Annotated in this window: 23 protein-coding genes; 3 read left to right on the top strand and 20 right to left on the bottom strand. The window is 42.9% G+C overall.

The genetic code is table 11. The features are described 5' to 3' along the window. Positions 1–10: 10 nt before the first annotated feature. The 12 genes from ABMY45_RS19450 to ABMY45_RS19505 form a co-directional block, all read right to left on the bottom strand. Positions 11–2,245: a methyl-accepting chemotaxis protein gene (locus ABMY45_RS19450; protein ID WP_227387130.1), complete on the bottom strand. Its 2,235-nt coding sequence runs from the start codon at positions 2,243–2,245 to the stop codon at positions 11–13. A 14-nt stretch (positions 2,246–2,259) separates the two neighbouring features. Further along, entirely contained in the window at positions 2,260–4,236 is a 1,977-nt protein-coding gene (locus ABMY45_RS19455) for a chemotaxis protein CheA (RefSeq protein WP_069020652.1), read from the bottom strand. Between the two features lies 1 nt (position 4,237). Continuing rightward, positions 4,238–4,522 (bottom strand): STAS domain-containing protein, encoded by a 285-nt coding sequence (locus tag ABMY45_RS19460; RefSeq protein WP_010604743.1) that lies wholly within the window; start codon positions 4,520–4,522, stop codon positions 4,238–4,240. A gap of 10 nt (positions 4,523–4,532) precedes the next feature. Beyond that, entirely contained in the window at positions 4,533–4,898 is a 366-nt protein-coding gene (locus ABMY45_RS19465; protein WP_010372802.1) for a response regulator, read from the bottom strand. An 8-nt stretch (positions 4,899–4,906) separates the two neighbouring features. Beyond that, positions 4,907–6,094 (bottom strand): methyl-accepting chemotaxis protein, encoded by a 1,188-nt coding sequence (locus ABMY45_RS19470; protein ID WP_235367434.1) that lies wholly within the window; start codon positions 6,092–6,094, stop codon positions 4,907–4,909. Then, positions 6,094–6,609 carry a chemotaxis protein CheW gene (locus ABMY45_RS19475; protein ID WP_010604740.1) on the bottom strand — a complete coding sequence of 172 codons (516 nt, stop codon included), beginning with the start codon at positions 6,607–6,609 and terminating at the stop codon, positions 6,094–6,096. Before ABMY45_RS19475 ends, ABMY45_RS19470 begins: the two co-directional genes overlap by 1 nt. 322 nt (positions 6,610–6,931) lie before the next feature. After that, positions 6,932–8,230, bottom strand: a complete 1,299-nt coding sequence (locus ABMY45_RS19480; protein ID WP_235367435.1) for an ATP-binding protein — start codon at positions 8,228–8,230, stop codon at positions 6,932–6,934. Positions 8,231–8,232: 2 nt separating this feature from the next. Next, positions 8,233–8,814, bottom strand: coding sequence for a chemotaxis protein CheX (locus ABMY45_RS19485; RefSeq protein WP_010604738.1), 582 nt, complete (start codon positions 8,812–8,814; stop codon positions 8,233–8,235). Then, entirely contained in the window at positions 8,811–9,176 is a 366-nt protein-coding gene (locus ABMY45_RS19490; RefSeq protein WP_010372787.1) for a response regulator, read from the bottom strand. Before ABMY45_RS19490 ends, ABMY45_RS19485 begins: the two co-directional genes overlap by 4 nt. A gap of 284 nt (positions 9,177–9,460) precedes the next feature. Beyond that, a complete protein-coding gene (locus ABMY45_RS19495) occupies positions 9,461–9,895 on the bottom strand; it encodes an acyl-CoA thioesterase (RefSeq protein WP_010372783.1) in 435 nt (144 codons plus the stop codon). Then, on the bottom strand, positions 9,892–10,716 hold the full coding sequence (locus tag ABMY45_RS19500) for a M23 family metallopeptidase (protein ID WP_235367436.1): 825 nt from the start codon (positions 10,714–10,716) through the stop codon (positions 9,892–9,894). The genes ABMY45_RS19495 and ABMY45_RS19500 overlap by 4 nt, the downstream gene beginning before the upstream one ends. After that, positions 10,709–11,563 carry a 6-carboxytetrahydropterin synthase gene (locus ABMY45_RS19505; protein WP_010604735.1) on the bottom strand — a complete coding sequence of 285 codons (855 nt, stop codon included), beginning with the start codon at positions 11,561–11,563 and terminating at the stop codon, positions 10,709–10,711. Before ABMY45_RS19505 ends, ABMY45_RS19500 begins: the two co-directional genes overlap by 8 nt. A 240-nt stretch (positions 11,564–11,803) precedes the next feature. On the opposite strand from ABMY45_RS19505, the gene fabA reads away from it, so the two are divergent. Next, complete coding sequence (fabA, locus tag ABMY45_RS19510; RefSeq protein ID WP_010372774.1) at positions 11,804–12,319, top strand: 3-hydroxyacyl-[acyl-carrier-protein] dehydratase FabA; 516 nt, start codon at positions 11,804–11,806, stop codon at positions 12,317–12,319. Positions 12,320–12,397: 78 nt separating this feature from the next. Here fabA and rmf read toward each other — a convergent pair whose 3' ends face one another. The 7 genes from rmf to lrp all read right to left on the bottom strand — a co-directional run bounded on the left by rmf (position 12,398) and on the right by lrp (position 19,917). Next, on the bottom strand, positions 12,398–12,568 hold the full coding sequence (gene rmf / locus ABMY45_RS19515; protein ID WP_010372771.1) for a ribosome modulation factor: 171 nt from the start codon (positions 12,566–12,568) through the stop codon (positions 12,398–12,400). A gap of 488 nt (positions 12,569–13,056) precedes the next feature. Continuing rightward, positions 13,057–14,352, bottom strand: a complete 1,296-nt coding sequence (gene serS / locus ABMY45_RS19520; protein ID WP_045988497.1) for a serine--tRNA ligase — start codon at positions 14,350–14,352, stop codon at positions 13,057–13,059. Positions 14,353–14,359: 7 nt separating this feature from the next. After that, positions 14,360–14,740: a fluoride efflux transporter CrcB gene (crcB, locus tag ABMY45_RS19525; RefSeq protein WP_010604733.1), complete on the bottom strand. Its 381-nt coding sequence runs from the start codon at positions 14,738–14,740 to the stop codon at positions 14,360–14,362. A gap of 2 nt (positions 14,741–14,742) precedes the next feature. Beyond that, complete coding sequence (locus ABMY45_RS19530; RefSeq protein WP_227387133.1) at positions 14,743–16,083, bottom strand: replication-associated recombination protein A; 1,341 nt, start codon at positions 16,081–16,083, stop codon at positions 14,743–14,745. Further along, positions 16,076–16,714, bottom strand: coding sequence for an outer membrane lipoprotein chaperone LolA (gene lolA / locus ABMY45_RS19535; protein WP_237116105.1), 639 nt, complete (start codon positions 16,712–16,714; stop codon positions 16,076–16,078). Before lolA ends, ABMY45_RS19530 begins: the two co-directional genes overlap by 8 nt. Beyond that, positions 16,714–19,323, bottom strand: a complete 2,610-nt coding sequence (locus ABMY45_RS19540; RefSeq protein WP_349289370.1) for a DNA translocase FtsK 4TM domain-containing protein — start codon at positions 19,321–19,323, stop codon at positions 16,714–16,716. Before ABMY45_RS19540 ends, lolA begins: the two co-directional genes overlap by 1 nt. Positions 19,324–19,437: 114 nt before the next feature. Beyond that, complete coding sequence (gene lrp, locus ABMY45_RS19545; RefSeq protein ID WP_095726862.1) at positions 19,438–19,917, bottom strand: leucine-responsive transcriptional regulator Lrp; 480 nt, start codon at positions 19,915–19,917, stop codon at positions 19,438–19,440. Positions 19,918–20,056: 139 nt separating this feature from the next. Here lrp and ald point away from each other — a divergent pair, with 139 nt between their 5' ends. Next, positions 20,057–21,178, top strand: coding sequence for an alanine dehydrogenase (gene ald, locus ABMY45_RS19550; protein ID WP_211868934.1), 1,122 nt, complete (start codon positions 20,057–20,059; stop codon positions 21,176–21,178). 54 nt (positions 21,179–21,232) lie between these two features. Here the strand turns inward: ald and ABMY45_RS19555 are convergent, their stop codons facing one another. Continuing rightward, a complete protein-coding gene (locus ABMY45_RS19555) occupies positions 21,233–22,192 on the bottom strand; it encodes a DUF4382 domain-containing protein (RefSeq protein ID WP_206472913.1) in 960 nt (319 codons plus the stop codon). 165 nt (positions 22,193–22,357) lie between these two features. Here ABMY45_RS19555 and ABMY45_RS19560 point away from each other — a divergent pair, with 165 nt between their 5' ends. Then, entirely contained in the window at positions 22,358–24,226 is a 1,869-nt protein-coding gene (locus ABMY45_RS19560; RefSeq protein ID WP_206472912.1) for a methyl-accepting chemotaxis protein, read from the top strand. Positions 24,227–24,232 lie beyond the last annotated feature (6 nt).

The raw sequence follows: 24,232 nt of genomic DNA on the forward strand, positions 1-24,232 counted from the left end.
TGGCACCTCCTTAGAACTGTTCAAAGTGCTCTTTTGAGCGAGCTTGCCCAGCACTCACTTCTTTTCGCTCGGCGACGGGTTGTGCTTCTGTTTGCGGCTTGCCTCCTTCTAACACTCGGATTTCGCTTTGGCTTTCAATGTCTCCGATTTTAAAATAGGCGACGAGTTGGGTAAGCGTCTCTGCTTGACTGGACATTTCTTCCGCGGTGGCTGCAAGTTCTTCTGACGATGACGCATTTTGCTGCGTTAGCTGGGTGATTTGATTCATCGAGTCGTTGATTTGGCCAACACCTGCCGCTTGTTCGTCTGACGCTGCGGAGATCTCTTGTACTAAATCAGAGGTTTTACCAATTGCAGGTACGATTTCAGCAAGTAGACTGCCTGCCCGCTCGGCTTTGCTCACTGAGCCAGATGCTAACTGAGATATTTCCTGCGCGGCAAATTGAGAACGCTCAGCAAGCTTTCTGACTTCTGCAGCCACCACAGCAAACCCTTTACCATGTTCTCCAGCTCGAGCCGCTTCTATGGCAGCGTTGAGTGCCAACAGATTCGTTTGATAAGCAATGTCATCGACAATACCTATCTTAGACGCAATTTGTTTCATGGCCGATACGGTCTCTTCCACGGCGCTACCGCCTTCTTGTGCTTCACCTGCCGCTTTTGATGCCATACCGTCGGTGATTTTGGAGTTTTCTGCATTTTGGGCAATGGATGCCGTCATTTGTTCAACAGAGGCTGATGTCTCTTCAACTGATGAGGCCTGTTCGCTTGCACTCTGTGCCAATGACTGTGCTGTAGAGGAGACTTCAGTTGATGCCTGCGCTAGCGATTCAGAGTTAGAACGAACATCACAAATAATGCGACTTAAACTGGAGATTGTACTATTGACGCTTTGCTTCAACTCGTCATAGACACCTGAATAGCTTCCTGCAATCTCAACATCAAGGCGACCTTCTTTTAACCCATCCATGACGTTAGCAATTTCTTGAATTGGCTTTTCGGTCGCTTCCAATACCTCGTTAAGACCATCAGTCATGGTTTTAAATGCGCCGGCATAGTTTGAGGTGTCTGCGCGATTTTGAATGTTTCCTTTGACCGCTTGTGAAACCAACTCGACGATATCGGCCGCTAAGGTATCTAACACATCGGTGAGATTGGCTGTACGTTGCGCCAGCTCACCTAAAAGCCCTTGTGCTTGTACTTTGGGCTTTAATGATAAGTTACCTTCACTCACTGCGTTGAGCACGGCAAAATTGTCCTCAAGTACCGATTCCAGCACTTCCATCGACTTATTATATGCCTCAGCAATTCTGCCTATCGATCCCTCTAACTCATTGGCTTCAATGCGTCTGTCAAATTCCCCGCAAGCTACCGCTTGGAAGGCAACACCAAACTCTTCTTCTAACAAGCGCTCTTTGCGCTTTTCATCAGTTACGTCTTTCCACTCAACCGTAGTAGAAATACGCTTATTGCTTTCATCAAATACGGGGGTGATCATGAGCTCCAAGCTGTGCTCGCCAAACCCGAGCTTTGCAACGTGCGTAGAGGTTAAACTCGCTAACATAGTGCGCTGGTGGCTTGGATTACGGTGGAACTGGTCGATACTTCCTCCCACCAGTTTGTCGACGCAAAAGGTAGGTAACGTGCTTTGGATCGCAGTTTCTAACCTGAGTAACATGTCTCGCATGGCACGATTTATATAAACAATATCGTAATTTTCATCAGCCAGCATAATACAAGCGGTACTGTAATCCATGGCTTGCTTATAAAAATCGCTATTACTTCCAGCGCTCAAACTCGATTGGCTGATTAATTTAGCCACGAAACTACAGTTAGCAATGGGCTGTGCTAAATTCATAATTTCTAATTGATAAGATCCGCTTGGCATATTAACTTTGGTGGTCTTATCTATCAGCTCGGAAAAGTTATTGTGCAACGACAGCATATCAGTAATATATCCACCATCACTTTGTGCGTTATTTGCAATAAGCTGGGTGAATTGATTGCTTTGATGAACAATCCGACCAGCACCATCTAGGAGAGCAGCAAATGTGCCTGTAGTCTCGATAGCCTCTAATTCTGCATTGCCTTTAAGCAAACTTAATACATTGGTCGCGAGTGTTTTGGCTTCCCCTTCATATAAAGCGGGGTTTACTTGGGTAAGATCTGAGTGTTCAATCGCGTTTACGACTGCCTTCGACAGTTGAGTAACTTGTTTGTCAAAGATTGCTGGTAAAATTCCCATTATGTATCCCCTTATTAAGAGTTAGCTAATTTTCTAGATTCAGGTTCATGAGCAAAATCATGAATAAGCTTTGGTACATCAAGAATGAGCGCAATGTCTCCTGACCCTAAAATACTTGAGCCACTGATCCCCGACATCTTTTCAAATAACGCACCGAGTGGTTTGATGACCGTTTGAAACTCACCTAACAGCTGATCGACGACGATGCCAGCTCGCAACTGACCGTACTTCACAACGACAATACTTGGTCTGATCTTAGGGTTCGTTGGTAAGTCGAAAATACGACTCAAATGAATAAATGGCAGCACCGTACCGCGCAGATTAATGTAATCGGTTTGACGAGTTGCCCCATTGCCAAGCGGAAGTTCAATACACTCTGTAACCATATCGAGTGGAATGACGAACTTAGCATCAGCAACACTCACCATAAAACCATCGATAATGGCCATGGTTAACGGCAACCTGAGTTGGAAACACGTACCTTGGTGCTCGACAGATTCAACACTCACCGTTCCACGTACCGCTTCAATGTTTTTTCTCACCACATCCATGCCAACGCCGCGTCCCGAGATATTTGATACTTTTTCGGCTGTGGAAAAGCCTGGTTCGAAGATTAAGTTAGCAATTTCTTTGTCAGTAAGCTCAGTATCAGGTGAGATCAGATTACGCTGAATTGCTTTTTCTTTAATTTTTTCTTTGTCTAGCCCGCGTCCATCGTCACTGATCTCTATTACAATACTGCCCGAATCATGAAAGGCTTTGAGTGATAAGGTACCGTATTCAGGCTTTCCACTGTCCGCTCGTTGTGCTGGTGACTCCATACCATGATCAATGGCATTGCGAACTAAGTGCGTAAGGGGGTCGACTATCTTTTCAACCATTGATTTATCAAGTTCGGTTTCAGCCCCCATAATTTCTAAAGAAACCTGTTTTTCCAACTCCTTTGAGGTGTCGCGCACCACACGGCTAAAACGATTAAACGTTTCGCCTATCTGTACCATTCTGAGTTGCAGTGTACTGCTTTGCACATCACTAACGAGTTGTTGAATATGTTCAACAATTTCAGTAAGGGCCGAGTCACGTATTGTTTTAGTGTGATCTTCAAGTGCCGCAGACACGATAACCAGCTCGCCAAGTTCATTGACTAATTCATCTAGCTTCTGCGCCGGTATTTTCATCATTCGCTCGGGATTCTTTGGTTTGACTTTGTTATTTTTGGTGGGCTGTTTATCAGTTTTGACAAGTGTTGGCGTTGGCTTATCATCTTCAATTGGGGCTATCTCAATATTGGATTCTGCAGCAATAAACTCAAATGCTTCATCGATATCTTCTCGCGTAGAGTGATGTATCTCTAGCTGCATTCTAAAATGGCATAATTCTAGTTCATCTGGTGTGACCGCGTTAAGCGCAGGTACCTCATCAATTAGCCAATCTACTTCTACCGTACTACCTTTACTTTCGATGTAGCGAATAATCGAGAGCGGATCAAAACCATCCACCATGCAGGCCTTATAAAACTGCGCTGAGACTCGAAAGCTCTGCGTTGCTTCTTGATTTTCGACAACGGTTTGCTCACTTGAGACTTGGTCTTGCAAACCACTATATGACTTTAAACTTTCTAGCAGCCCAGTTTCAGCATCGGTCAACGCCTGAGGAAAATCTTCGTTTGACTCTAAGCACTTAATTAACGCATTTATATGGTCATTACATTCGAGCAAAGTCGAAATCAGTTTTTCGCAAGGATTTAGCGCGTGATCACGAAGAAGCTCCATTGTTGCTTCAACAAAATGCGTAAAATCGACAATATGGTCATAGCCAACAACACCGGCTGAGCCCTTTATGGTATGTGCAGCACGAAACGCCTCGTTTATGATCTCGTCGTCACTATTTGGCAGTATAGACTCCATTGCCAAGAGACTTTCTTCAAATTGAAGTACCAACTCCTTGGCTTCTTCAATAAAGACCGCTTGAATTTCGGATAAATCAACCATTTTACCTCCTTTGCGCGCAGTTTGATGCAACTAAGGTATTGAGTAGCCATAAGGCACAAGGTGAGTGATGCTCATCGACACCTATCACAGATAACGGCTTTTCCGTACAACACTGTGCGAGTGCTACAACTAATTGAAAGCCTGCAGCGTCCACCTCCAACAGCTCGCTAAGGTCAATTGCTATCGCCGTCGTGTCATCGCTTAACATGAGCTGCCATTTTGCTGCCACTTTGCTCACTTCATAAATGGTCAATACTTCTGGCAGCACAATGGTTAAGTTGCTCATATTTATGCTCCTACGCCAAAATACGTGAAACGGTATTAATCAGCTTTTCGGGTTTAAACGGCTTTATCATCCAAGCCTTTGCTCCCGCTTGCTTGCCTTGACTCACGAAATCCGAGCCCGATTCTGTGGTTAGCATCAAAAAAGGCGTAAAGCGATATTGGCCCATTTCTTTCACTTTCTTCAACAAGCTCAGCCCGTCCATGTTTGGCATATTCAAATCACTAATGATCAGGTTGATTTTGCCGTCATCTAGTTTGTTGATTGCGTCGAGACCATCACAGGCATCAATGACTTCATAACCTTCAGCGAGTAGTGTCATTTTTGCCACCTGACGAATTGAAGCCGAATCATCTACTATCATAATTTTCTTAGTCATAAGACCTCCTAGAAAAATGTTACTTCGTCTTCAACATGGTCGTGTTGAGACGTATTTTCAGTGGTTGAAACATGACATTCCCTTTCTTCTTTCATGGTGTAAGAGTTGAACATTTCTTGCTGTAATGCAGCCAACCCGTCCTCGCCTAGCTCACCTTCGGTCCTGTATAGTGAGACTAATGAAGTAAGCCCTTTGCAAATGTGCTCTAGCTTTTGGCTCACTCTATCTTGAAATTGAAAATCGGTTATCGCGTCGTCGACGTTCGCTTTTATCTTGCTTGCGGTATTATCTAATCCATGTACCGATTGCGTCAGCTCATTAGCGACCGTCGCCATCTCATTGAGCACTTTTCGGATATGTAATTCAGCGTCATCCATAAGCGTAACGTCTTGTGCCTGTGATTCGGTGAGCTTTTCAGTATTGTCAGCAACGGCATTGGTTAAGCCGTTCATCTTTTCAATAATAAGCTCTGCAGCTTCTGAGGTAATATCCGAAAGCTCACGCACCCTTTCCGCTACCACGGCAAACCCCCGACCGGCTTCCCCCGCTCTTGCAGCTTCAATTGATGCGTTGAGTGACAATAACGTGATCTCTTTTGATATTTTTTGAATGGATTTGGTTTGCTCAGTTAGTTCTTTGGCAGCATGACTTACAGCTTGATTGGAATTGACGACCTCGAGTTTTGAACCGAGAGCCACGCGCAAACTATGCAGGACTTCATTGAGTTCTTCTTGACTGTGTTTGGCAAAACAGTGTTCATCATCACCAAAATTTTCTACAGAACCTCGTGCCGATTCGATCGTGTTATTTAGTGCCTGCCTTAGCTCTGAAAACTGCAAGGTCAGCCCAGAAACCGAGTCATTACCCAAGGTTTTAATACTGTAGACCTGATTAATAACGGTTTCTAAAATCGCGGCAACAGATTCTGTATTGTGCTGCTCCACCTCGCAATGCTCTTGCATCTCACTCGAATAACTAGCAAATGCCTCACAATCAAGAATGACTTTTGCAGTTAAATGACGCTGCCTTAACGTTACCGCTAAGAGTGCACTGGTGATGAGCACAGAAGATAGCGACAAAATATCAACGCGAACACTGAGTAATAGCGTGAGAGACAATACTAGGCTGAGCAACACCGCAGCGCTAATGTAGTACTTGTAGATTGCCTTTAGCTCATTAATTGGAAGTATCTGCATTATGCTGACTCCCCAAGATGACTACCACGCTCGCTTAACTCTATCAGCTCAGCCATCTCTTCAACTGAGAGAACTTTTTCAAGGTCTAGCGCGATGAGTAGCTCATCTCCGCGTCTTACCATGGAAGCAATGAAGTCGGCTCTGATTTGCGCGCCAAACTGAGGTGAGTTGGTTAGATCTTTTGCGTCAACTTCTATGACTTCATTAACGCCGTCAACAATGACACCCATCTCAATGAGGTTGTCAGAAATACTGAATTCACAAATGATAATGCAGGTTCGTCTGCCAACTTCTATTACTTCTCCACAAAGCCGAGCTGACAGATCGATAACGGGTACGACTGAGCCTCTTAAATTAATCACTCCTTTAATAAACTCAGGCATCAAAGGGACTTTTGTCACGGAGCCCAATTCAATAATCTCCTTTATTGACAGGATCTCAATTGCATAGCAATCCTGTCTTGACTGAAAAGTGAGATATTGCAATGACTGTGTGTTTTCTGTGATCGCTTGCATTTTTCGCCCCGTCTCATTTGTCTTATATGTTACTTTAGTCTCATATTTCTTATCTGTCAAAATTTGAGCAACAATTTATTTTATCTATTTTTGAGTGGTAAAAATAAACTTAAAAACAGCTAGTTATAAATTATTTTTCAGTATTTAGCATTGTCGCTGTGACGGTTTTGCATTGGATTTTATGATGATGAAAGCGTCAGAAAGCTAAAGCCAACTGATTGAGAACTGGATAATCAGAACAAAAACAATAAGGGAGTACATGAATTGCAAAGAAACGCTAACCTAATGAAGGCTAATTTTATTATGAACTGGGTTTGATTGATTAATTATCCGTAAATTCGTCGGAGAAATCTGCTTCGCTGAGCTTAGGAAAGGATACCGTAAACGTTGTGCCGACACCGACTTGTGAGTCAACTTGAATGCGACCCTTGTGCTTGGCGACGATGCTATATGATAGAGACAGCCCAAGGCCAGTGCCTTGACCAACAGGTTTGGTGGTAAAAAATGGATTAAAAATTTTATTGATGTCCTCAGCAGGGATCCCTTTGCCAGTGTCTTGGATGGCAATAACCACCTCGTTTTGTTTATCTTCGATAGAGATAGTTACCGTACCGCTTGACGCTATTGACTGCGCTGCATTGATAATTAAGTTTAAAAATACCTGATTAATCTGCATTGGCTGACAATATAGCAACACTTCATCATCGAGAGAGTAAGTTTTGTTGATAACCGCATGGTACTTAATTGAGTTGTTGGCTATTTTCAGCGTACTTTCAATCCCTTTAATGAGATCTGCCTCTTGCCACTCCTGGTTATCAACATGAGAAAAGGATTTTAAACTCTCAACTATCTTAGAGACTCGGTCCAGCCCTTCTAAGCACTCTTGCAGTAATTCAGGCACATCCTCCTTTAAAAAGTCGATACTATGCTGACTTTGGAGCTGCTGCTCCTGCTGTGCTAAATCACTGTCGGCAAGTGTACTAAAATTCGATTCATAAAAATCGAGCATCGCAAACAGTCCGCTAGCCTGGCCTTCTAAACTTTGAATATTGGAATTCACAAAACCAATTGGATTGTTGATTTCATGCGCCACGCCAGCGGCTAGTTGGCCAATTGCTGCCATTTTCTCAGACTGTAGTAATTGGTTTTGTGCAGCTTCCAACTTAAGGTTGAGTGTTTTTAACTCCTGCTTTTCTATCTCTAATGCTTCGGTTAGACGTTTTTGCTCTTGATAATAGCTCGCAAGCTCCGTCACATCTTGTATGATCACGCATACCTTTTTCACTTCTTCAGAATGCTCAAAAATCGGCACATATTGAATATTCTGATACATTGAAGTTTCATCACCAGTAACAGGACGACTGCTGCTTAGTTCAAAAACATGAGGACGATGCTCCCAGTAGCTAAAACTTGCTGCTTTTAAAGCAAAAACACTCTTCAATTTCCGCTTAATGATTTTTGCAGCTTCAGGAAATACCTCATCGATAGACATGCCCTCAATATTTTTGTGAGTGTTATCCGGTAGTCGGTTTTTCAAAAATTCATTCGCAAAAACCACCGTATGTGATTGGTCGAGTACACAAATTCCAACCGGAATATAACGCTGCAATTCGTTAAACACAGTCAGTCCTCTATTCCAAGCATGGCATTGAGTTTTTGGATCACAGTTTTAATGGATTTCTCATCCAAACAAATAATCACTCTCGAATCAAAAGCAATAGACTCGATTATAAATGCAATTTTCATCACCAATGTGGTTTTCCACTCGGCAATGTCGTCGGATAGTTGATGTTTGTAAATAGTCGGCATAGTCAATGAGGTTTTAAGCTCTAACTGACTAGAAAAGCCGTTTAAACATGCACCAGCCAAGATATTAGATAAATCTAATAAGACTTCATTAAGATCAGAGTCATCCAGTGGACTATCGTAGTCCATAAGTTCGGCTATTTCTTGTAAGCCTTGCGGTGACAATAGATTAATGACTTCACCTTTAATTTCCCCTAAAAATGACTGCCTCGTTCTGTAAACATGTGCGGTATTACAGATCTCATTGAGTTGATTTGGGCTGACCGAAGTAATTTCAGGGATAGATAAACTAATTTTCGTTTCAATTAATCGAGCTAAAGAGTTCGCTGCTTGGCCCATGGATATATTCATTAGCTCTTGCAAGCCGTCCCTTTGCTCTTCACTGAGTGGCATGTTCATAATAAACCTAGCTCTTGTAGCGTGTTATGTAACTCTTCTTTTTGTAATGGCTTTTGCAAAAAGCGAAATGCGCCGAGTTTATCTACCAACTTCTTCGCTTCGGGCTGAATATCGGCGGAAATAACGATTACCACGGTTTTTGCATGGTGTTCGTGTAGATGCGTAAGAACTTCAAAACCATCCATTTCTGGCATAGTTAGATCCAAAAATAACACCTCTGCTTTGCCCTGCTCAACCATCACCAATGCTTCTTTGCCATTTTTTGCCTCACTGACTTCGACATCCCAGTCTTCAGGTATTGCCCTAAGCACAGCCTTTCTCGACATCATAGAATCGTCTGCAACGGTTACTGGAATTGCCATGAGCACCACTCCTATTTCACTATATTGGTAAAAAGTATGGTCTTTGGCTTTTTGACTGTCAAAAAATTATGAGTAAAAAATGACTCATTTGTCCTCTGAACGAAAGAGATTCAACTTAGAAATAACAAATAATGGCTCGATTAATTATCGTAAATGAGTTTTAGCGGTTCTTGACGAGTAGCAATTTTACAATTTTGTATGATGTGTTCTTATGGGTCGGTAAAATATAGGGCTTAGCCCTATATTTGCTTTAGAGATTTTAAAAATAAAATCTTAGCGAAAAACTAGCTATCAAAGCCGTTTAGCATTTTGTCACAAACAACAGGAGTTGGCCTATGATTGTCATCCACGGCAACAAAGGTAAAACTACCTGTAATTGCTAAGTGTTTATCATCTTTGTGCATTCTTTCAAGATAGATTTCAACATCAACCTTTAAGCTGGTATTACCAACATGCACTACCTTCGATACTAATTCTGCGAAAGTACCTGCAGGAATTGCCTCTTTGAAATCAACTCTGTCTGAAGAGATAGTCACCAAAGGTTTGCGGCAAAAACGCGTTGCAGCAATAAAGGCAACTTCGTCCATCCAAGCCAGTGCGTCACCACCAAATAAAGTGTTATGGTGGTTTGTTCGGCCTGGGAAAACGGTCTTTGTTACATGTGTGATTGAGCTTTTGATGCGTTGCTCAACAATGGCTTGTCTTTGTTCGTCTGTCATTTTTTTACTGCTTTATCCGCTAGTGTATCTTTCATAAGTAGAGCTGGATCGAGTCGTTCCCCGAACCAATTAAAGCGCCAATCCAAATGCGGGCCAGTTACCCTGCCCGTCGCGCCAATTTCAGCGATTTTATCGCCTGTTTTTACCGTATCGCCAACCTTAACATCCAGTTTACTAAGGTGGATATACGTAGAGGTAATGCCGTGACCGTGATCGATAATCAAAGTGCCGCCACTGTAATAAAGATCTGGATTTGCAAACACCACTTTACCCGATACCGGCGCTAAGACCGGCTCACCCGTTTTATTTGCGATATCCAATCCAAAATGTGGTCGTTTTGGCTCACCATTAAAATACCTTTGGCTACCATAAACACCTGAAATACGGCCCTTCGCAGGTCTGAAAACAGGGTCTTTAAAGAATAATAAATCCGAATTGCCTTGTCTTGCTTTTGACACAGCTTGTGCTTCTTCACGTATGCGTTTTAGCACCGACTCTGGTGGCGAAACATACTTTTTCGCCACCCCCGTGATCTTGTCTATATCGTAATCTCGTTTCGTGATCACTATCGCTTGGCGATGCTTTTGGCCATCATCAGATTGCCAACTCAAGATGTGGTTAAGTTCAGCATCACGACCAAAACCAAACACGAAATAGCCATCTTTAGAGCGCTTTAATTCTGTTTCGTTTAGCTTTATCTCAGTTGCATTTTCAAGCTTGCCGACGACCATGCCACCTTGTGTCAGGTTACCTTTTAATTCAAGCGCCTCAGCAAATAAAGTGGTGCTCGCAAGCAATATGACAATTGCACGTTTAAGCATACGCAATCGCTCCTTTTCCAACCCCTTCGTATGCTCTTACTTCAACCTTATCATGTGGGTTTTGCAGCTTTATTTGGCCAGCAAGATACTCCGCAATACATTCAACTGTTGTATCACAAGGTAATATATCGCAACGTGATTTGCTGATCGCCAACTCAAAATATCCCTGCGACGAGGTATATGCGAACGCATAATCTTTATCATGCGCGGTTACGTACTGAAGCAAACTAGGATCAATCAAGTCTTCTTCACTGCCAAGATAAATATCCTGCCATTTATCCGCCCATTGTTTTTGTAATCTAGGCATGCTGATATCGTTGAGCTTTACACCAATCAGTGAACGATGACCATGAATAATACGCTGACAGTTGCCATCGTGTTTCTTTAAGCCATGGCTATAGTGATAATAGAAGCCAGTTGCGGCCTCTGGACGCAGTGTTATATCTAAATCTTTCACGTTTTCAGGCATATGCGGCATAATAACAGACTTAAGGTAAGCGATTGCATTGGCTTCATTGATTTCATCCCCTTCCACTACACACACCGCTTCTTCTGGTGCATTCATGGCTAAGTGATTTCCATCAAATTGCATATCAAATTCAAATCGGCCTTCACTGTGTTTTGCATTACACGCAAGTGCACTGGGCACCGCTAATTTGTGGTCCAGCTTTTCGTCGATAATACGTTTGATTTGCTTTTTAACTTTTGCAAAGTCTAACACCATAGACTCTTCGTTTAACTCACCATGCAGCACAATATCGGTGATCCAACTTTCACCTACCGCACCACGACGTGGGCAGAGGTACGAAAAATCAATTACGGTCAAAGAGTCAACAAAAAGGATCATAGAACACCCAAAATAGCCTGCTAAAAAATCATCCCCGATTATAATGATTTTCACATTATAAATCGCCCCTAATTGGAACTGATTTGCATTTAATCTCTTCAATTTTTTGAAATTTAATCAAATAGACATATCTTTAGCGCAAAATTTACAAGTCTCCGTACGCTTTTTAACTGTTCGGAGTTGTTTAGCGTACATCTGTACGCTAAAGTAGCGTCAATTTGCAAGTTAAGAAGAAGATTTATGGAACCGAAGAACAGCTATACAAAAGAAGAACTTATTTTATGTGGTCGCGGAGAAATGTTTGGTGAAGGCAACTGCCGCCTACCTAGCGACAACATGCTAATGATGGATCGCATCGTTCAAATTAATGATGACGGTGGTGAGCATGGTAAAGGTCAAATTATTGCTGAACTCGACATCAACCCTGATCTGTGGTTCTTCGACTGCCACTTTAAAGGTGATCCAGTAATGCCTGGTTGTTTAGGTTTGGATGCGATGTGGCAATTGGTAGGCTTCTTCCTTGGTTGGTCTGGTGGTCCAGGTCTTGGTCGTGCACTCGGTGTGGGCGAAGTGAAGTTTACAGGTCAAATCTTACCGACTGCTAAAAAGGTAACTTATCGCATTGAAATGAAGCGCGTTATCAAACGTAAGCTATTTATGGGTCTAGCGGATGGTATCGTCGAAGTTGATGGTCGCGTGATTTATGAAGCAAAAGATTTGAAAGTAGGTCTTTTCCAAGATACCAGCGCATTTTAACTTTTTCGCTGTTATCGTTTTATAGCTTTAAAAACACACAAAGCCCCATCTGGGGCTTTGTTCTCCTAAAATTCGGTATCAGGTTTTAAAGATGTTGCGATTATCCATCGCTTCTCGCCATCCGCCTAACCATTCTGATCTGTGTTCTACTTGTTGATAGGGACAATTTTCTTTCGACCGACCGGCTAATCCTGCCTTAAATCCTTGTGAATGTGCTCTTTCTAAACGGTCTCTTTTCTGTCTCTTCATAGGTAATATCCTCACCTTTTTCTCGATCAGCATTAGCGTTTCTAATACTGTGTAGTTCAAACTTGAGCGAACGTCATTCAAAACGAAGATATTGACTTGCGATATAATGACAATTCGTACTAACAATTTAAATTAAAGATTTTATTGAGAAAAGTTAAACACGAGCGACATCGTATTTCATACAGATGTGCTACTTACCGATGAGATTTGGCCAAACCCATACCTTCAATAAATCACATCTCAGCGAGTCATGCAATGATCAGAAATGTAATTCTTGTACAGCTGAGCACAAAAAGCATATTTATTTTAGTTTTATATAGATACCTAGATATTCAAGACTTAAATTGTTGGTTGACGATCTTGTTTTTCTATTTTTCTCTGTAAAAAAACATTCATAATATAGTAATAAAAAGAGGCTGGACGAATCCAACCTCTTTTCAATAACTTGAGTTTTTAAATCGAGCAAAGCTCAATTAAGCAGTACTATCTTAGCTTGCTTTAATAACCTCTACACCACCCATATATGGTTTTAGTGCATCAGGCACAATAATTGATCCATCTGCCTGCTGGTAGTTTTCTAAAATCGCAACTAGAGTACGACCTACCGCTAAACCAGAACCATTAAGAGTATGAAGTAGTTCTGGCTTCTTCTCACCACTACGACGGAAACGCGCTTGCATACGGCGCGCTTGGAAATCCCACATGTTTGAACAAGAAGAGATTTCTCTGTAGGTATTTTGTGCTGGTAACCAAACTTCCAAATCGTACGTTTTCGTCGCACCGAAACCCATGTCTCCAGTACAAAGCACCACTTTTCTGTAAGGTAAACCAAGTGCTTGTAAAATTTGCTCAGCATGACCTGTTAACTCTTCAAGCGCTGCCATAGAATCTTCAGGTTTTACAAGCTGGACAAGTTCAACCTTATCAAACTGGTGTTGACGAATAAGTCCGCGCGTATCACGGCCATAGCTACCTGCTTCGCTTCTAAAACAAGGCGTGTGCGCCGTCATCTTAATCGGCAGCTCTTTTTCGTCATAAATAACATCGCGAGCGCAGTTAGTTAACGGTACTTCTGCCGTCGGAATTAGACTAAAGCCATCTTGGTCTTCAGATAATGCTTCTGTGTGGAATAAATCTTCTGCAAACTTAGGAAGCTGACCCGTGCCAAACAAGCTCGCTTTATTCACAAGATATGGTACATACATTTCTGTATAACCATTTTGCTCCGTGTGGGTATTCAGCATCAGTTGTACAAGTGCTCTATGCATACGTGCTACGCCACCGCGCATCACTGTAAAGCGAGAACCACTTAGCTTAACACCAGTCTCGAAATCGAGACCCTTATCAAGCGCTTCACCAAGGTCAACATGATCTTTAACTTCAAAGTCAAATTGCTTTGGCTCACCCCAAGTGCTTATTTCAACATTCTCAGACTCATCAGCACCTGCAGGTACCTCTTCAGCAGGGAGATTTGGCAACGACATTGCGTAGTCATTAAGTTCAGCAAGAATTTTATCCTGCTCTTCTTTCGCTGCACTTAATTGGTCGCCCAAGTTTGCAACAGCATCTAGTAAAGGTTGAACGTCTTCCCCTTTCGCTTTAGCTTGACCAATCGCTTTGGAGGAACTGTTACGCTCACTCTGTAATTCCTGAGTTTTGGTTTGTAGCGCTTTGCGCTTTTCTTCTAATTCGGTGATCTTAGCAACATCGAGTTCAAAACCACGCTTTTTCAAACGCGCAGCGGCTTCCTCGATGTCTTGACGAAAGTATTTAGAATCTAACATTGTTTTTTTAACCTTTTTGCATGATGAGGCAAAGACCAACCCAGGCCATAAAGATACACGCCACCACGTTTAATGTGACGTTAAACGCCATTTTCACATATTGCCCTTGTTGAAGTAACAACAAGGAATCCATTGAGAATGTAGAAAAAGTAGTCAGCGCACCTAAAAAGCCAATACCTATCAACGTTTTAGATGGAGAAACTGAAATAACTTCTTTTTCAATTAAACCGTAAAGCACACCCATCAATAATGAACCAAGAATATTAACGATCAACGTCCCAAAAGGGAATCCCTTACCTAAGAGTTTTATCGACATATCGCTGATAAAAAAGCGTAACATTGCACCAAACGCTCCACCTAGCGCAATTGTGAGATAATTTATTAGCATCGCTACTTGTACCTCTTGGTGCTACTTTGCGCATTTTGCGTCTGTAGATAGTTGAGCTTGTCGGCTATTTGTTTCTCAAGTCCCCGATCTGTCGGATGATAGTATTGTCGCTCTTGAATGGCTTCTGGAAAGTAATTTTCTCCGGCGGCAAAGGCGCCAGGTTCATTATGTGCATAACGGTATTCTTCGCCAAAACCGAGCTCTTTCATTAGTTTTGTCGGTGCATTTCTGAGATGTTCAGGTACGGGGTAATTCGGATCACTTACAGCATCGCGTTTAGCTTGATTGAACGCCATGTAGACCGCGTTACTTTTTGGCGCACTCGCAAGATAAAGCGTTGCCTGTGCTATCGCACGCTCTCCTTCGCTTGGCCCAACACGATGAAATATATCCCAAGCATTTAACGCAACTTGCATCGCTCTTGGGTCTGCATTGCCGATATCTTCCGTGGCGATCGCAAGCAATCGCCTTGCAACATAGAGCGGATCGCCTCCGCCTGCTAATATCTTGCAATACCAATAGAGCGCTGCATCTGGTGCGCTGCCGCGAACTGATTTATGAAACGCTGAGATTAGGTCATAGTATAAGTCGCCCTTATTGTCATAACTTGATAATTGGCTGGGCAACACTTGTTTTAGTACAAGTTCATTCACCAAATGAGTGTTTGAATTTGGCTCAAAACTTAAGTCAACCGCCTGCTCCAGTAGATTAAGCGCCTTTCTCGCATCTCCCGAAGCGGCTTTGGCAATGAGTTCAAGTGCGCTGTCATCAATGGTGATGGCTAATTTCGACAGCTGTTCATCTCGTGACAACGCGTCTTTAAGTACTTGACCTAGTTCGTCCTCTACAAGCGATTGTAAGGTATAAACACGCGCGCGGGACAAGATCGCGTTATTCAGTGCAAAAGAAGGGTTTTCAGTGGTCGCGCCAATAAAAATAAAGGTGCCATCTTCAATGTGAGGTAAAAATCCGTCTTGCTGGGATTTGTTAAAGCGATGTACTTCATCAACAAATAACAGCGTACGTCTACCAAATTGAGCTAATCGGTTTTTAGCATCGACGACCGCTTCACGAACCTCTTTAATTCCTGCACTGACAGCGGAAAGCTTGATAAGCTCTGCATCCGCATAGTTGGCAATGATCTCAGCAAGGGTGGTTTTACCCACTCCGGGTGGCCCCCAAAGGATCAGGCTATGACAGCGTCCAGATTCAATCGCACGATAAAGTACAGAGCCTTTGGACAAAATATGACTCTGCCCAACATAATGCTCTAACGAGGTTGGCCGCATTCTTGCGGCCAACGGTCGTACATCTGGTGTAAAATCAAACCCTAAACTAGTCACTGCCTCTTTGGTCGTCTACGACCACTCCTTGTGGAATTGTAAACTCAAACAAACTCTCTTTTACTGGCGCATTGACTTTGCTTTCCTTAAAGCTAAACGTAGAGACTTGACCTGAAATATCGTTCACTTTCAATAGTGTTAAACCATCGTTTTTGTCATCAAAACGCAGTGTTAATTGCTCTACCTGCGAGTCTACTTTATTTTTTGGCGTGATCAGATATTCTTGACCGTTAAGTGCTACGTTGTACTTCAACCATTGACTGTCCTCTTGTGTCGTAAGTAGCACAAATGGCGTAGTATCAATAAGTTTAGTCGTATCTAGGATGGTCACTTGCTCAGCAAACGTATCATAGTAATAGGTTGTTGCTCCGCTTGATACAAATAAAGTGTCATCCGGCATCTCTTGTTGCCAGCGGATTTTAAGTGGCTGCGCTAAGGTTATCGCCCCTTCACCGGTTTGCAACTCATTGCCTTCTTGATCTTTAACGATTTGCTCAAACTTACCTTGAAAGCTGGTTAATTCAGCCAGTCTTCCTTTTAGACTTTGCATCGCAGCCTCATCAGCCCACACAGGCTGAATAAAGAGGTTTGATAGTACCGTTAGCAATGCAATTTGCTTAAATTTTTTCATTAATTGGCTCCACCTTTTACCAATACATCTCGTGCACCATTATGACCAGGAGCACTTACCACTCCCGACATTTCCATTTGCTCAACTAATCGAGCGGCACGGTTATAACCAACTCTTAACTTACGTTGTACACTCGAAACAGACACTTTGCCTGTTTCAATAACAAACCCAACGGCTTCATCATAAAGTGGGTCAGACTCTTCATCCCCACCTTCCGGTGCTTCGCCTGGTAGTAAAATATCCTCGGTTGCTTCACCGCATAGAATTTCTTCTACGTAGTTTGGTTTGCCTCTTGCTTTCCAGTCACTCACTACCGCATGTACTTCATGATCGTCAACAAACGCGCCATGCACACGAACCGGAACACTCGTTCCTGGCGGCAGATAGAGCATGTCACCCATACCCAACAGGTTTTCTGCACCTTGCTGGTCTAAGATTGTACGTGAATCAATCTTACTTGATACTTGGAACGCCATTCGCGTTGGTATATTCGCTTTGATCAAACCCGTAATGACATCCACTGATGGACGCTGTGTTGCCAGCACTAAATGTATGCCGGCCGCTCGCGCTTTTTGTGCAATACGTGCTATTAACTCTTCTACTTTTTTACCAACAATCATCATCATGTCGGCAAATTCGTCTATAACGACCACGATACTCGGTAATTTATCTAGCTCTTGTGGTTCATCCGCCATACCGTCTGTATCTTTAAAGAGTGGATCTAAGATTGGATGACCCGCTTCTTTGGCGTCTTTAATCTTTTGATTGTAACCTTTAAGGTTACGGACACCGAGTGCCGACATCAGCTTGTAACGGCGTTCCATTTCCCCCACACACCAGCGTAGCGCGTTTGCAGCCTCTTTCATATCAGTAACCACTTCACATAATAAATGTGGGATACCTTCGTAGACTGAAAGCTCAAGCATTTTTGGGTCTATCATGATCATTCGCACATCTTCTGGCGGCGACTTATATAACAAGCTAAGGATCATGACATTAACGCCCACTGACTTACCAGAGCCGGTTGTACCGGCCACCAGCAGGTGCGGCATTTTGGCTAAATCAGCGACGACCGGCTGGCCTGCGATATCTTTACCAAGCACCATAGTCAAAGGAGATGGATTTTGTTCAAACTTAGGGGCATCTATCACTTCGGACAAACGTACGATTTCGCGGTGTTTGTTAGGCAACTCTAAACCCACATACGTCTTGCCAGGGATAACCTCAACTACGCGCACTGAGACTGCAGATAATGAACGCGCTAAGTCTTTTGCCAGACCGGTGATCTTAGCAACTTTAATGCCCGGCGCGAGATCTAACTCAAAGCGCGTAACGACAGGGCCTGGATACACACCAACTACCTGTGCTTGGACATTGAAGTCTAATAGTTTAGTTTCAACTAACCGCGAAACCTGATCTAACTCTTCTTGCGAAATTGGATTCTTAGCCTTGTCCGGCCTATCCAACAAATCTAATGAAGGCAATGGTTCTGCAGGTGGCTGAGCCTCTAGAAGCGCTTCAAATTGCTCTTTTGCACTTGGTGGAGGCTGATAACCATTGGCCGCCTTTTCAGGTGCTTTAGGCTTAAGAGGCCTTGCAGGAGAAACCACTTTGGTTTCGTGCACAGGTGCTTCATCCAAGGCATTTAATGCCGCGACAGTATCCAGTGGCTCATCCTCTATCGCTGAAAAGTTGATTTCTTGCTCAAGGATATCATCTAGCTCATCGAACACCGACGGTTCTTTCTTCTCTTGTAGATCAGTGTGCTGTGCAGACGAAGTTTGAGGTGTAGATTCAGTGTTCGTTTTGCGGAACAATTTATCTTTTAATTTACCAAGTCCACTAGGTTCTTCTTCAACATCGAAGTCAATATCAGTTTCAGTATCGGTTTGCTGCTGGAGAGCCTGCTCATAATCATTTTTTTTCTCGGGAGGTATTATTGGTGTCTCACTGTCTACTCTATCCGTTTTGGTGCCAGCACCCTCAGGTTTCTGTGAAACTAACTGCGTTTGCTCTATATTGCGCTCTGCTGTCAGTCTATCGCGTAACCATCTAAAGCCGGCGAGTACCTTTTCACCCAAATAATCAACAAATTCAACCCAAGACACACCGGTAAGTAGCGTCATTCCTGCAAAGAAAAAGCATAGTAACAGTATAGAAGTACCGGTAAAGTTAAAGGCGGGCATCATGGCCCCTGCAACCACATCCCCTACTACCCCACCAGATGAGAAATTATAGATATCATCAAAGTTGATACTGCTGATTGCACTCGCAGAGGTGATAAACAATGTTGCGCCAATAAGGCGTAAACCTAGCGTGGTGTAATCGAGTTGCAGTAGCTTATGCGGCTTTTTAAATAGCAGATAACCAAGAAACTGCAGCGCCGCTGGGATCAAAAACGCCAGCCACCCGAAACTCAGCAGCATAATGTCTGCCAGCCAAGCTCCGGCAGCACCCGTTATATTGTTTACTTTTACGTACTCACCGGATTGAGTCCAAGCAGGGTCTGCTGGGTCGAAACTTATCAACGCACACAACATAAATATTGCTGCAGCCGTGCTTACAATCAAACCTGTCTCTAAGAGGCGTTGCACACCATTTAAGCGCATTGTAATTAAACCTTTTTTCTGTTTCTTTTCTGGACTATGTAAGCCCAAAACGTCAGCAAATTAGTGATTTGCGTTAGTATTGCTGTATATACTTACACCTTACCAAGAAATACCTCAAGGTGCACAAGGTTTTATTACTTCTCCTTCTTCTCCTTTTACTTCTTCCATGACCACAAAAGTGCGACTTTCACTGATACTTGGCAGCTTAAGTAAAATTTCTCCTAATACTCCTCGATATTCTGACATGTCGGTCACTCGTGTTTTCAATAGATAGTCGAAACTACCGGACACAAGATGACATTCAATAATTTCGTCATGCTGCTTTACTGCTTGATTAAATCTATCGAATACATCAGGCGAGTTTTTATTCACTGTAACTTCAACAAACACCAAAAGTCCCTGTCCAAGCTTAGCAGGATCGACTACGGCTTTATAACCCCGAATAAATCCTTCTCGTTCCAGCTTTTTAACGCGCTCCAAGCAAGGCGTAGCGCTCAATCCTATGCGTTTGGCTAATTCTACGTTTGAAATTCTGCCATCTTTTTGAAGTTCGACTAAAATCTTTCTGTCGATTCTGTCTAGTTGTTGATACATAGTGTAGTTTTTTATCCTGAATGAATCATTAATTCAGAGTATATCACTACATTAAAATATTAAAACAGTGAGACACACTGGCTATAGGTAAATATAATAGTCAAAAATTTTACCCCGTTCTTATTTTGAGGCGAATATTATGATTATTGGTGTACCTAAAGAGATAAAAAACCACGAATACCGCGTAGGTATGGTTCCTGCGAGCGTTCGTGAACTAATCAATCACGGTCACGAAGTCGTTGTTGAAACAAATGCTGGTATCGGCATTGGTTTTACTGACGAAGATTATGTTCAAGTTGGTGCTAAAGTTTTAGACACTGCAGCAGCCGTTTTTGCTACTGCTGATATGATTGTTAAAGTAAAAGAGCCTCAAGCTGTTGAGCGCGCAATGCTACGTGAAGATCAAATCCTATTTACTTACCTTCACCTAGCACCAGACCTTCCACAAACAGAAGATCTAATCAAGAGCGGTGCTATCTGTATCGCATACGAAACGGTAACTGATGCGCGTGGTGGTCTTCCACTGCTAGCGCCAATGTCAGAAGTTGCTGGTCGTATGTCAATTCAAGCTGGTGCTCAAGCGCTTGAAAAGTCGCGTGAAGGCCGTGGTATGCTGCTAGGTGGCGTGCCAGGTGTTGAACCAGCTAAAGTCGTTGTGATCGGCGGTGGTATGGTTGGTCGTAACGCAGCGCAAATGGCTGTAGGTCTAGGCGCAGACGTTACTATTCTTGACCGTAACATCGATGTTCTACGTTCTTTAAATGCACAGTTTGGTAGCCAAGCTAAAGTTATCTACTCAACTGCTGATGCACTTGAAAAACACGTACTAGAAGCAGATCTTGTGATCGGTGGCGTACTAATTCCAGGTGCAGCGGCTCCTAAGCTTGTAACTGCAGAGCACATCAAAGCGATGAAGCCAGGTGCTGCTATTGTTGACGTTGCAATCGACCAAGGCGGCTGTATTGCTACTTCTAAAGCGACTACACACGCAGATCCAACATACATTGTTGATGACGTAGTTCACTACTGTGTAGCTAACATGCCAGGTGCTGTACCTCGTACTTCAACGTTTGCACTTAACAATGCAACGCTTCCGTACATCATCAAGCTTGCAAACTTAGGCTACAAACAAGCGCTACTTAATGACAAACACTTTATGGACGGCCTAAACGTTCTGAAAGGTCAAGTAACGTGTAAAGAAGTGGCAGAAGGCTTCAACATGGAATATGTTGACCCACGCGCTGCACTAGAAAATGCTTAATTTTGAATTTTAAGTAGTAAAAAGGGCTTCAATTGAAGCCCTTTTTGTTTGCTGTTAGTTTGTCTCAAAATTCACTTCGGTATCTTGCGTCAACGTAACGTCTTTTGTTTGATACAAACTAAAATCTGCATCTATCGTTTCGGCATCATCTAAATGACCTAAGCACGAATACCCTAGTTTGTAGTCTCCAGAACCAATAAATGCTATCTCATATTCACTCTCAGCATCTAAGTTTGCAGTTGCTACTGGCGCTGAATCTTCATCACTGATGTCGCTTGGCACTGCAACATCCGTTTTATAAAGATAAACAACATGTTTGTACTCTCCGACAAGAGGGGCTAAGTCTGCGTTATCTGCTATACATGCATTTTTCACAGACTCGCTAACCATACCCTCAATCTCGAAACTGGTTAACAGATTTTCCAAACGGACAGCTGTTGGTTTTAGATAAACGGTGTCATCATTTGTGCGCTTCAATAGCGCCTTATTTAAGTCAAACTCCAATACGATTTGGTTTTCACCTTCATTTAACGAGAAGTTATTGAGTTGGATTTCACCCACACCATCATTACCTTTACGGGTTACGGCTAGCGGTGCTTGGCTACCATCTAAAAAACGCACGCTAGAGGTTAAATCAAAATTAGATCCCGCACCACCGTTTACAACATCGGCTCTAATCCACTCATAATCACCGGCATCGATCTCTTGGTCGTTTACAACCAAATAGATATCATCACCCGTATACTCAAGCAGATTGATCTTCATTGGATTACCCTGCGCATCCAAGGTATCAAATGTCACATCTTCTTTTCCTGATGCTCTAAATGTCAGCCGTTGAATAACGAGGTTTACCTCTGCAAGATTATTCACAGCAGCATCTGAAACACCAACACTTACGGTGGTTTTTTGAGTTGGTTGTGAGGTGTTGTTGTCGTTTGAGTCAGAACCTGAACCGCCACCGCATGCAGCGAGTATCATTGCCGAGGCAATCGCTGTTAAAACTGGTTTGTACATGATGTTTTCTCCTCTTCTAAGTCTTAAAGAATAGGAATTGCGCCATGAATAAATAATTAATATAAACGCAATAATTTGAAATACCTTCAAATGCAGTGCAGAAGGTTTGGCATTTTCTTATTAAATGTCATAAGTTTAATGTATCAAACTTATTGGAGTGTGGCCGTGAAGTTTAAACACAAAGTCGTATCCGTCTCTGCGCTTGTGCTGCTTGCAGCATTACTGATCTTATCTGTTATTCAATATATTTCGGTGCAATCAGCAATCAAAGCGCAAGCCGAACAAAGTGTGAATGAAATAATTCAGGGAATTGGTAATACTGTCACTGCGCAAATGAAAGGAGCAACCGATCTCGCCGCTCTTGCTACCAACCTCGTAGCTTCCACTGACACCTTAGACGCGGCCTTCCCTATTCTCTCTCAGCCACAGCTCACAACCTCCTTCCTACTAATAGGTTATGGCGAAGAGCAAACAGGAAAGTATGTCGCTAGCGATCCAAAATGGAACCCAGGTGCAAACTGGGATCCGAGAAAGCGGCCTTGGTATACCGACGCAAAAACTGCACGAAAGCTCATTATCACAGCACCTTACGCTGATGCTGTAAGTAACGAAATCGTGGTATCAATTGGTACACCTGTGTTTAAACAAGGCCAATTTAACGGCGCTATTTTTTACGACGTTAGTTTGGCAAAACTCGGCGAAATGATTAACTCGTTTAACCTGCTAGGCGCAGGCTTTGCCTTTATGGTGAGTAAAGACGGGTCGACTATCTCACACCCTGATGTAAAACTAAATGGTAAGTCTTCTCGTGCATTTCTCGGTGACATAAGTATCTCAGAAAATATCCAATACGTTGAAGTTAACGGCGAAGACAAATTAGTGCAGTTTAAAGAGGTCGAAGGCTTAGATTGGTATTTAGGGGTGATGCTGGATGAAGACACCGTTTTTGCTGCGCTTTCACGACTGCAAAGAGATGCAGTCATATTTGCCTTTATTTCTGTGGCACTCGCGACTGTGCTACTTTCTTTTGTGATTAGTTTATTATTAAAGCCACTTGATGAAATCAACACCGCCATGGCTGCTATCGCACGCGGTAATGCAGACTTAACCGTACGATTAAATACCGAGCATGAACCCGAATTTGCAGCACTGGCACAAAATTTTAATGCCTTTACCAGCAGCTTACAGTCTTTGATAGCGAATATTCAAGGTTTAGGCCATGAGGTATTAAACGATGCTCAACAAACATCTAAGGTCGCAAATAAAGCCAAACTTTCCATTCAAGAGCAATTAGCGAGTATCAAAGTCCTTGATGAAGCAACAACACACATGTCTGCAACTGAGCATCAAGTAACACAATCTGCCCATGAAGCCGCTGAAGCAATTAAAACCACCGATCAAGTTGCTCGCCAAGGAGAAACAATCGTTGCAGAAACAACGGAAACAATTCAAGAGCTATCTAATCAAATCAGTTCGGCAATGACCGTAGTTACTGAGTTAGAAAGCTCGTCTACGGCTATTGAACAAATACTATCTGTTATCAACAGTATCGCCGAGCAAACTAACCTCCTAGCGCTCAATGCAGCCATTGAAGCCGCAAGGGCTGGTGAGTCTGGTCGCGGCTTTGCCGTCGTTGCAGACGAAGTAAGATCGCTTGCACAAAGAACACAAGAAGCCACAACTGAAATCCGTGGAATGATAAGTCAACTGCAGTCGGGTTCAGAAAGCGCGGTCACTGTAATGAAGCAAAGCCAACATTATGTCGATAAAACGGTTGAAAAGGCAGACCAAACCAAAGCCGCGCTTGAAGATATGCGCAGCGCCATTCGCCACATTGTCGATTTGAACTCTCGTATTGCTGATATGCTGAATGAGCAAAATGACATTGTAAATAACGTGAATAGTAGTAGCTCATCAATTCGTGGTATTTCCGAGTCGGTGTATAGCGAAGCTAAGAGCGTTGATGCCACCATGCAGTCTCAAGTAGAAAAGATAACAACCCAAGAACAACTACTAGAGCAATTCAAGGTTTGATTATCG

Origin of the sequence: Pseudoalteromonas sp. XMcav11-Q (assembly GCF_040104525.1) — a bacterium.
In the GTDB taxonomy this organism is placed as follows: Bacteria; Pseudomonadota; Gammaproteobacteria; order Enterobacterales; family Alteromonadaceae; genus Pseudoalteromonas.

Coding starts and splice junctions, on each gene's coding strand:
- ABMY45_RS19450 (WP_227387130.1), bottom strand. CDS start 2,245: ATGGGAATTTTACCAGCAATCTTTGACAAACAAGTTACTCAACTGTCG.
- ABMY45_RS19455 (WP_069020652.1), bottom strand. CDS start 4,236: ATGGTTGATTTATCCGAAATTCAAGCGGTCTTTATTGAAGAAGCCAAG.
- ABMY45_RS19460 (WP_010604743.1), bottom strand. CDS start 4,522: ATGAGCAACTTAACCATTGTGCTGCCAGAAGTATTGACCATTTATGAA.
- ABMY45_RS19465 (WP_010372802.1), bottom strand. CDS start 4,898: ATGACTAAGAAAATTATGATAGTAGATGATTCGGCTTCAATTCGTCAG.
- ABMY45_RS19470 (WP_235367434.1), bottom strand. CDS start 6,094: ATGCAGATACTTCCAATTAATGAGCTAAAGGCAATCTACAAGTACTAC.
- ABMY45_RS19475 (WP_010604740.1), bottom strand. CDS start 6,609: ATGCAAGCGATCACAGAAAACACACAGTCATTGCAATATCTCACTTTT.
- ABMY45_RS19485 (WP_010604738.1), bottom strand. CDS start 8,814: ATGAACATGCCACTCAGTGAAGAGCAAAGGGACGGCTTGCAAGAGCTA.
- ABMY45_RS19490 (WP_010372787.1), bottom strand. CDS start 9,176: ATGGCAATTCCAGTAACCGTTGCAGACGATTCTATGATGTCGAGAAAG.
- ABMY45_RS19495 (WP_010372783.1), bottom strand. CDS start 9,895: ATGACAGACGAACAAAGACAAGCCATTGTTGAGCAACGCATCAAAAGC.
- ABMY45_RS19500 (WP_235367436.1), bottom strand. CDS start 10,716: ATGCTTAAACGTGCAATTGTCATATTGCTTGCGAGCACCACTTTATTT.
- ABMY45_RS19505 (WP_010604735.1), bottom strand. CDS start 11,563: ATGATCCTTTTTGTTGACTCTTTGACCGTAATTGATTTTTCGTACCTC.
- fabA (WP_010372774.1), top strand. CDS start 11,804: ATGGAACCGAAGAACAGCTATACAAAAGAAGAACTTATTTTATGTGGT.
- rmf (WP_010372771.1), bottom strand. CDS start 12,568: ATGAAGAGACAGAAAAGAGACCGTTTAGAAAGAGCACATTCACAAGGA.
- serS (WP_045988497.1), bottom strand. CDS start 14,352: ATGTTAGATTCTAAATACTTTCGTCAAGACATCGAGGAAGCCGCTGCG.
- crcB (WP_010604733.1), bottom strand. CDS start 14,740: ATGCTAATAAATTATCTCACAATTGCGCTAGGTGGAGCGTTTGGTGCA.
- lolA (WP_237116105.1), bottom strand. CDS start 16,714: ATGAAAAAATTTAAGCAAATTGCATTGCTAACGGTACTATCAAACCTC.
- ABMY45_RS19540 (WP_349289370.1), bottom strand. CDS start 19,323: ATGCGCTTAAATGGTGTGCAACGCCTCTTAGAGACAGGTTTGATTGTA.
- lrp (WP_095726862.1), bottom strand. CDS start 19,917: ATGTATCAACAACTAGACAGAATCGACAGAAAGATTTTAGTCGAACTT.
- ald (WP_211868934.1), top strand. CDS start 20,057: ATGATTATTGGTGTACCTAAAGAGATAAAAAACCACGAATACCGCGTA.
- ABMY45_RS19555 (WP_206472913.1), bottom strand. CDS start 22,192: ATGTACAAACCAGTTTTAACAGCGATTGCCTCGGCAATGATACTCGCT.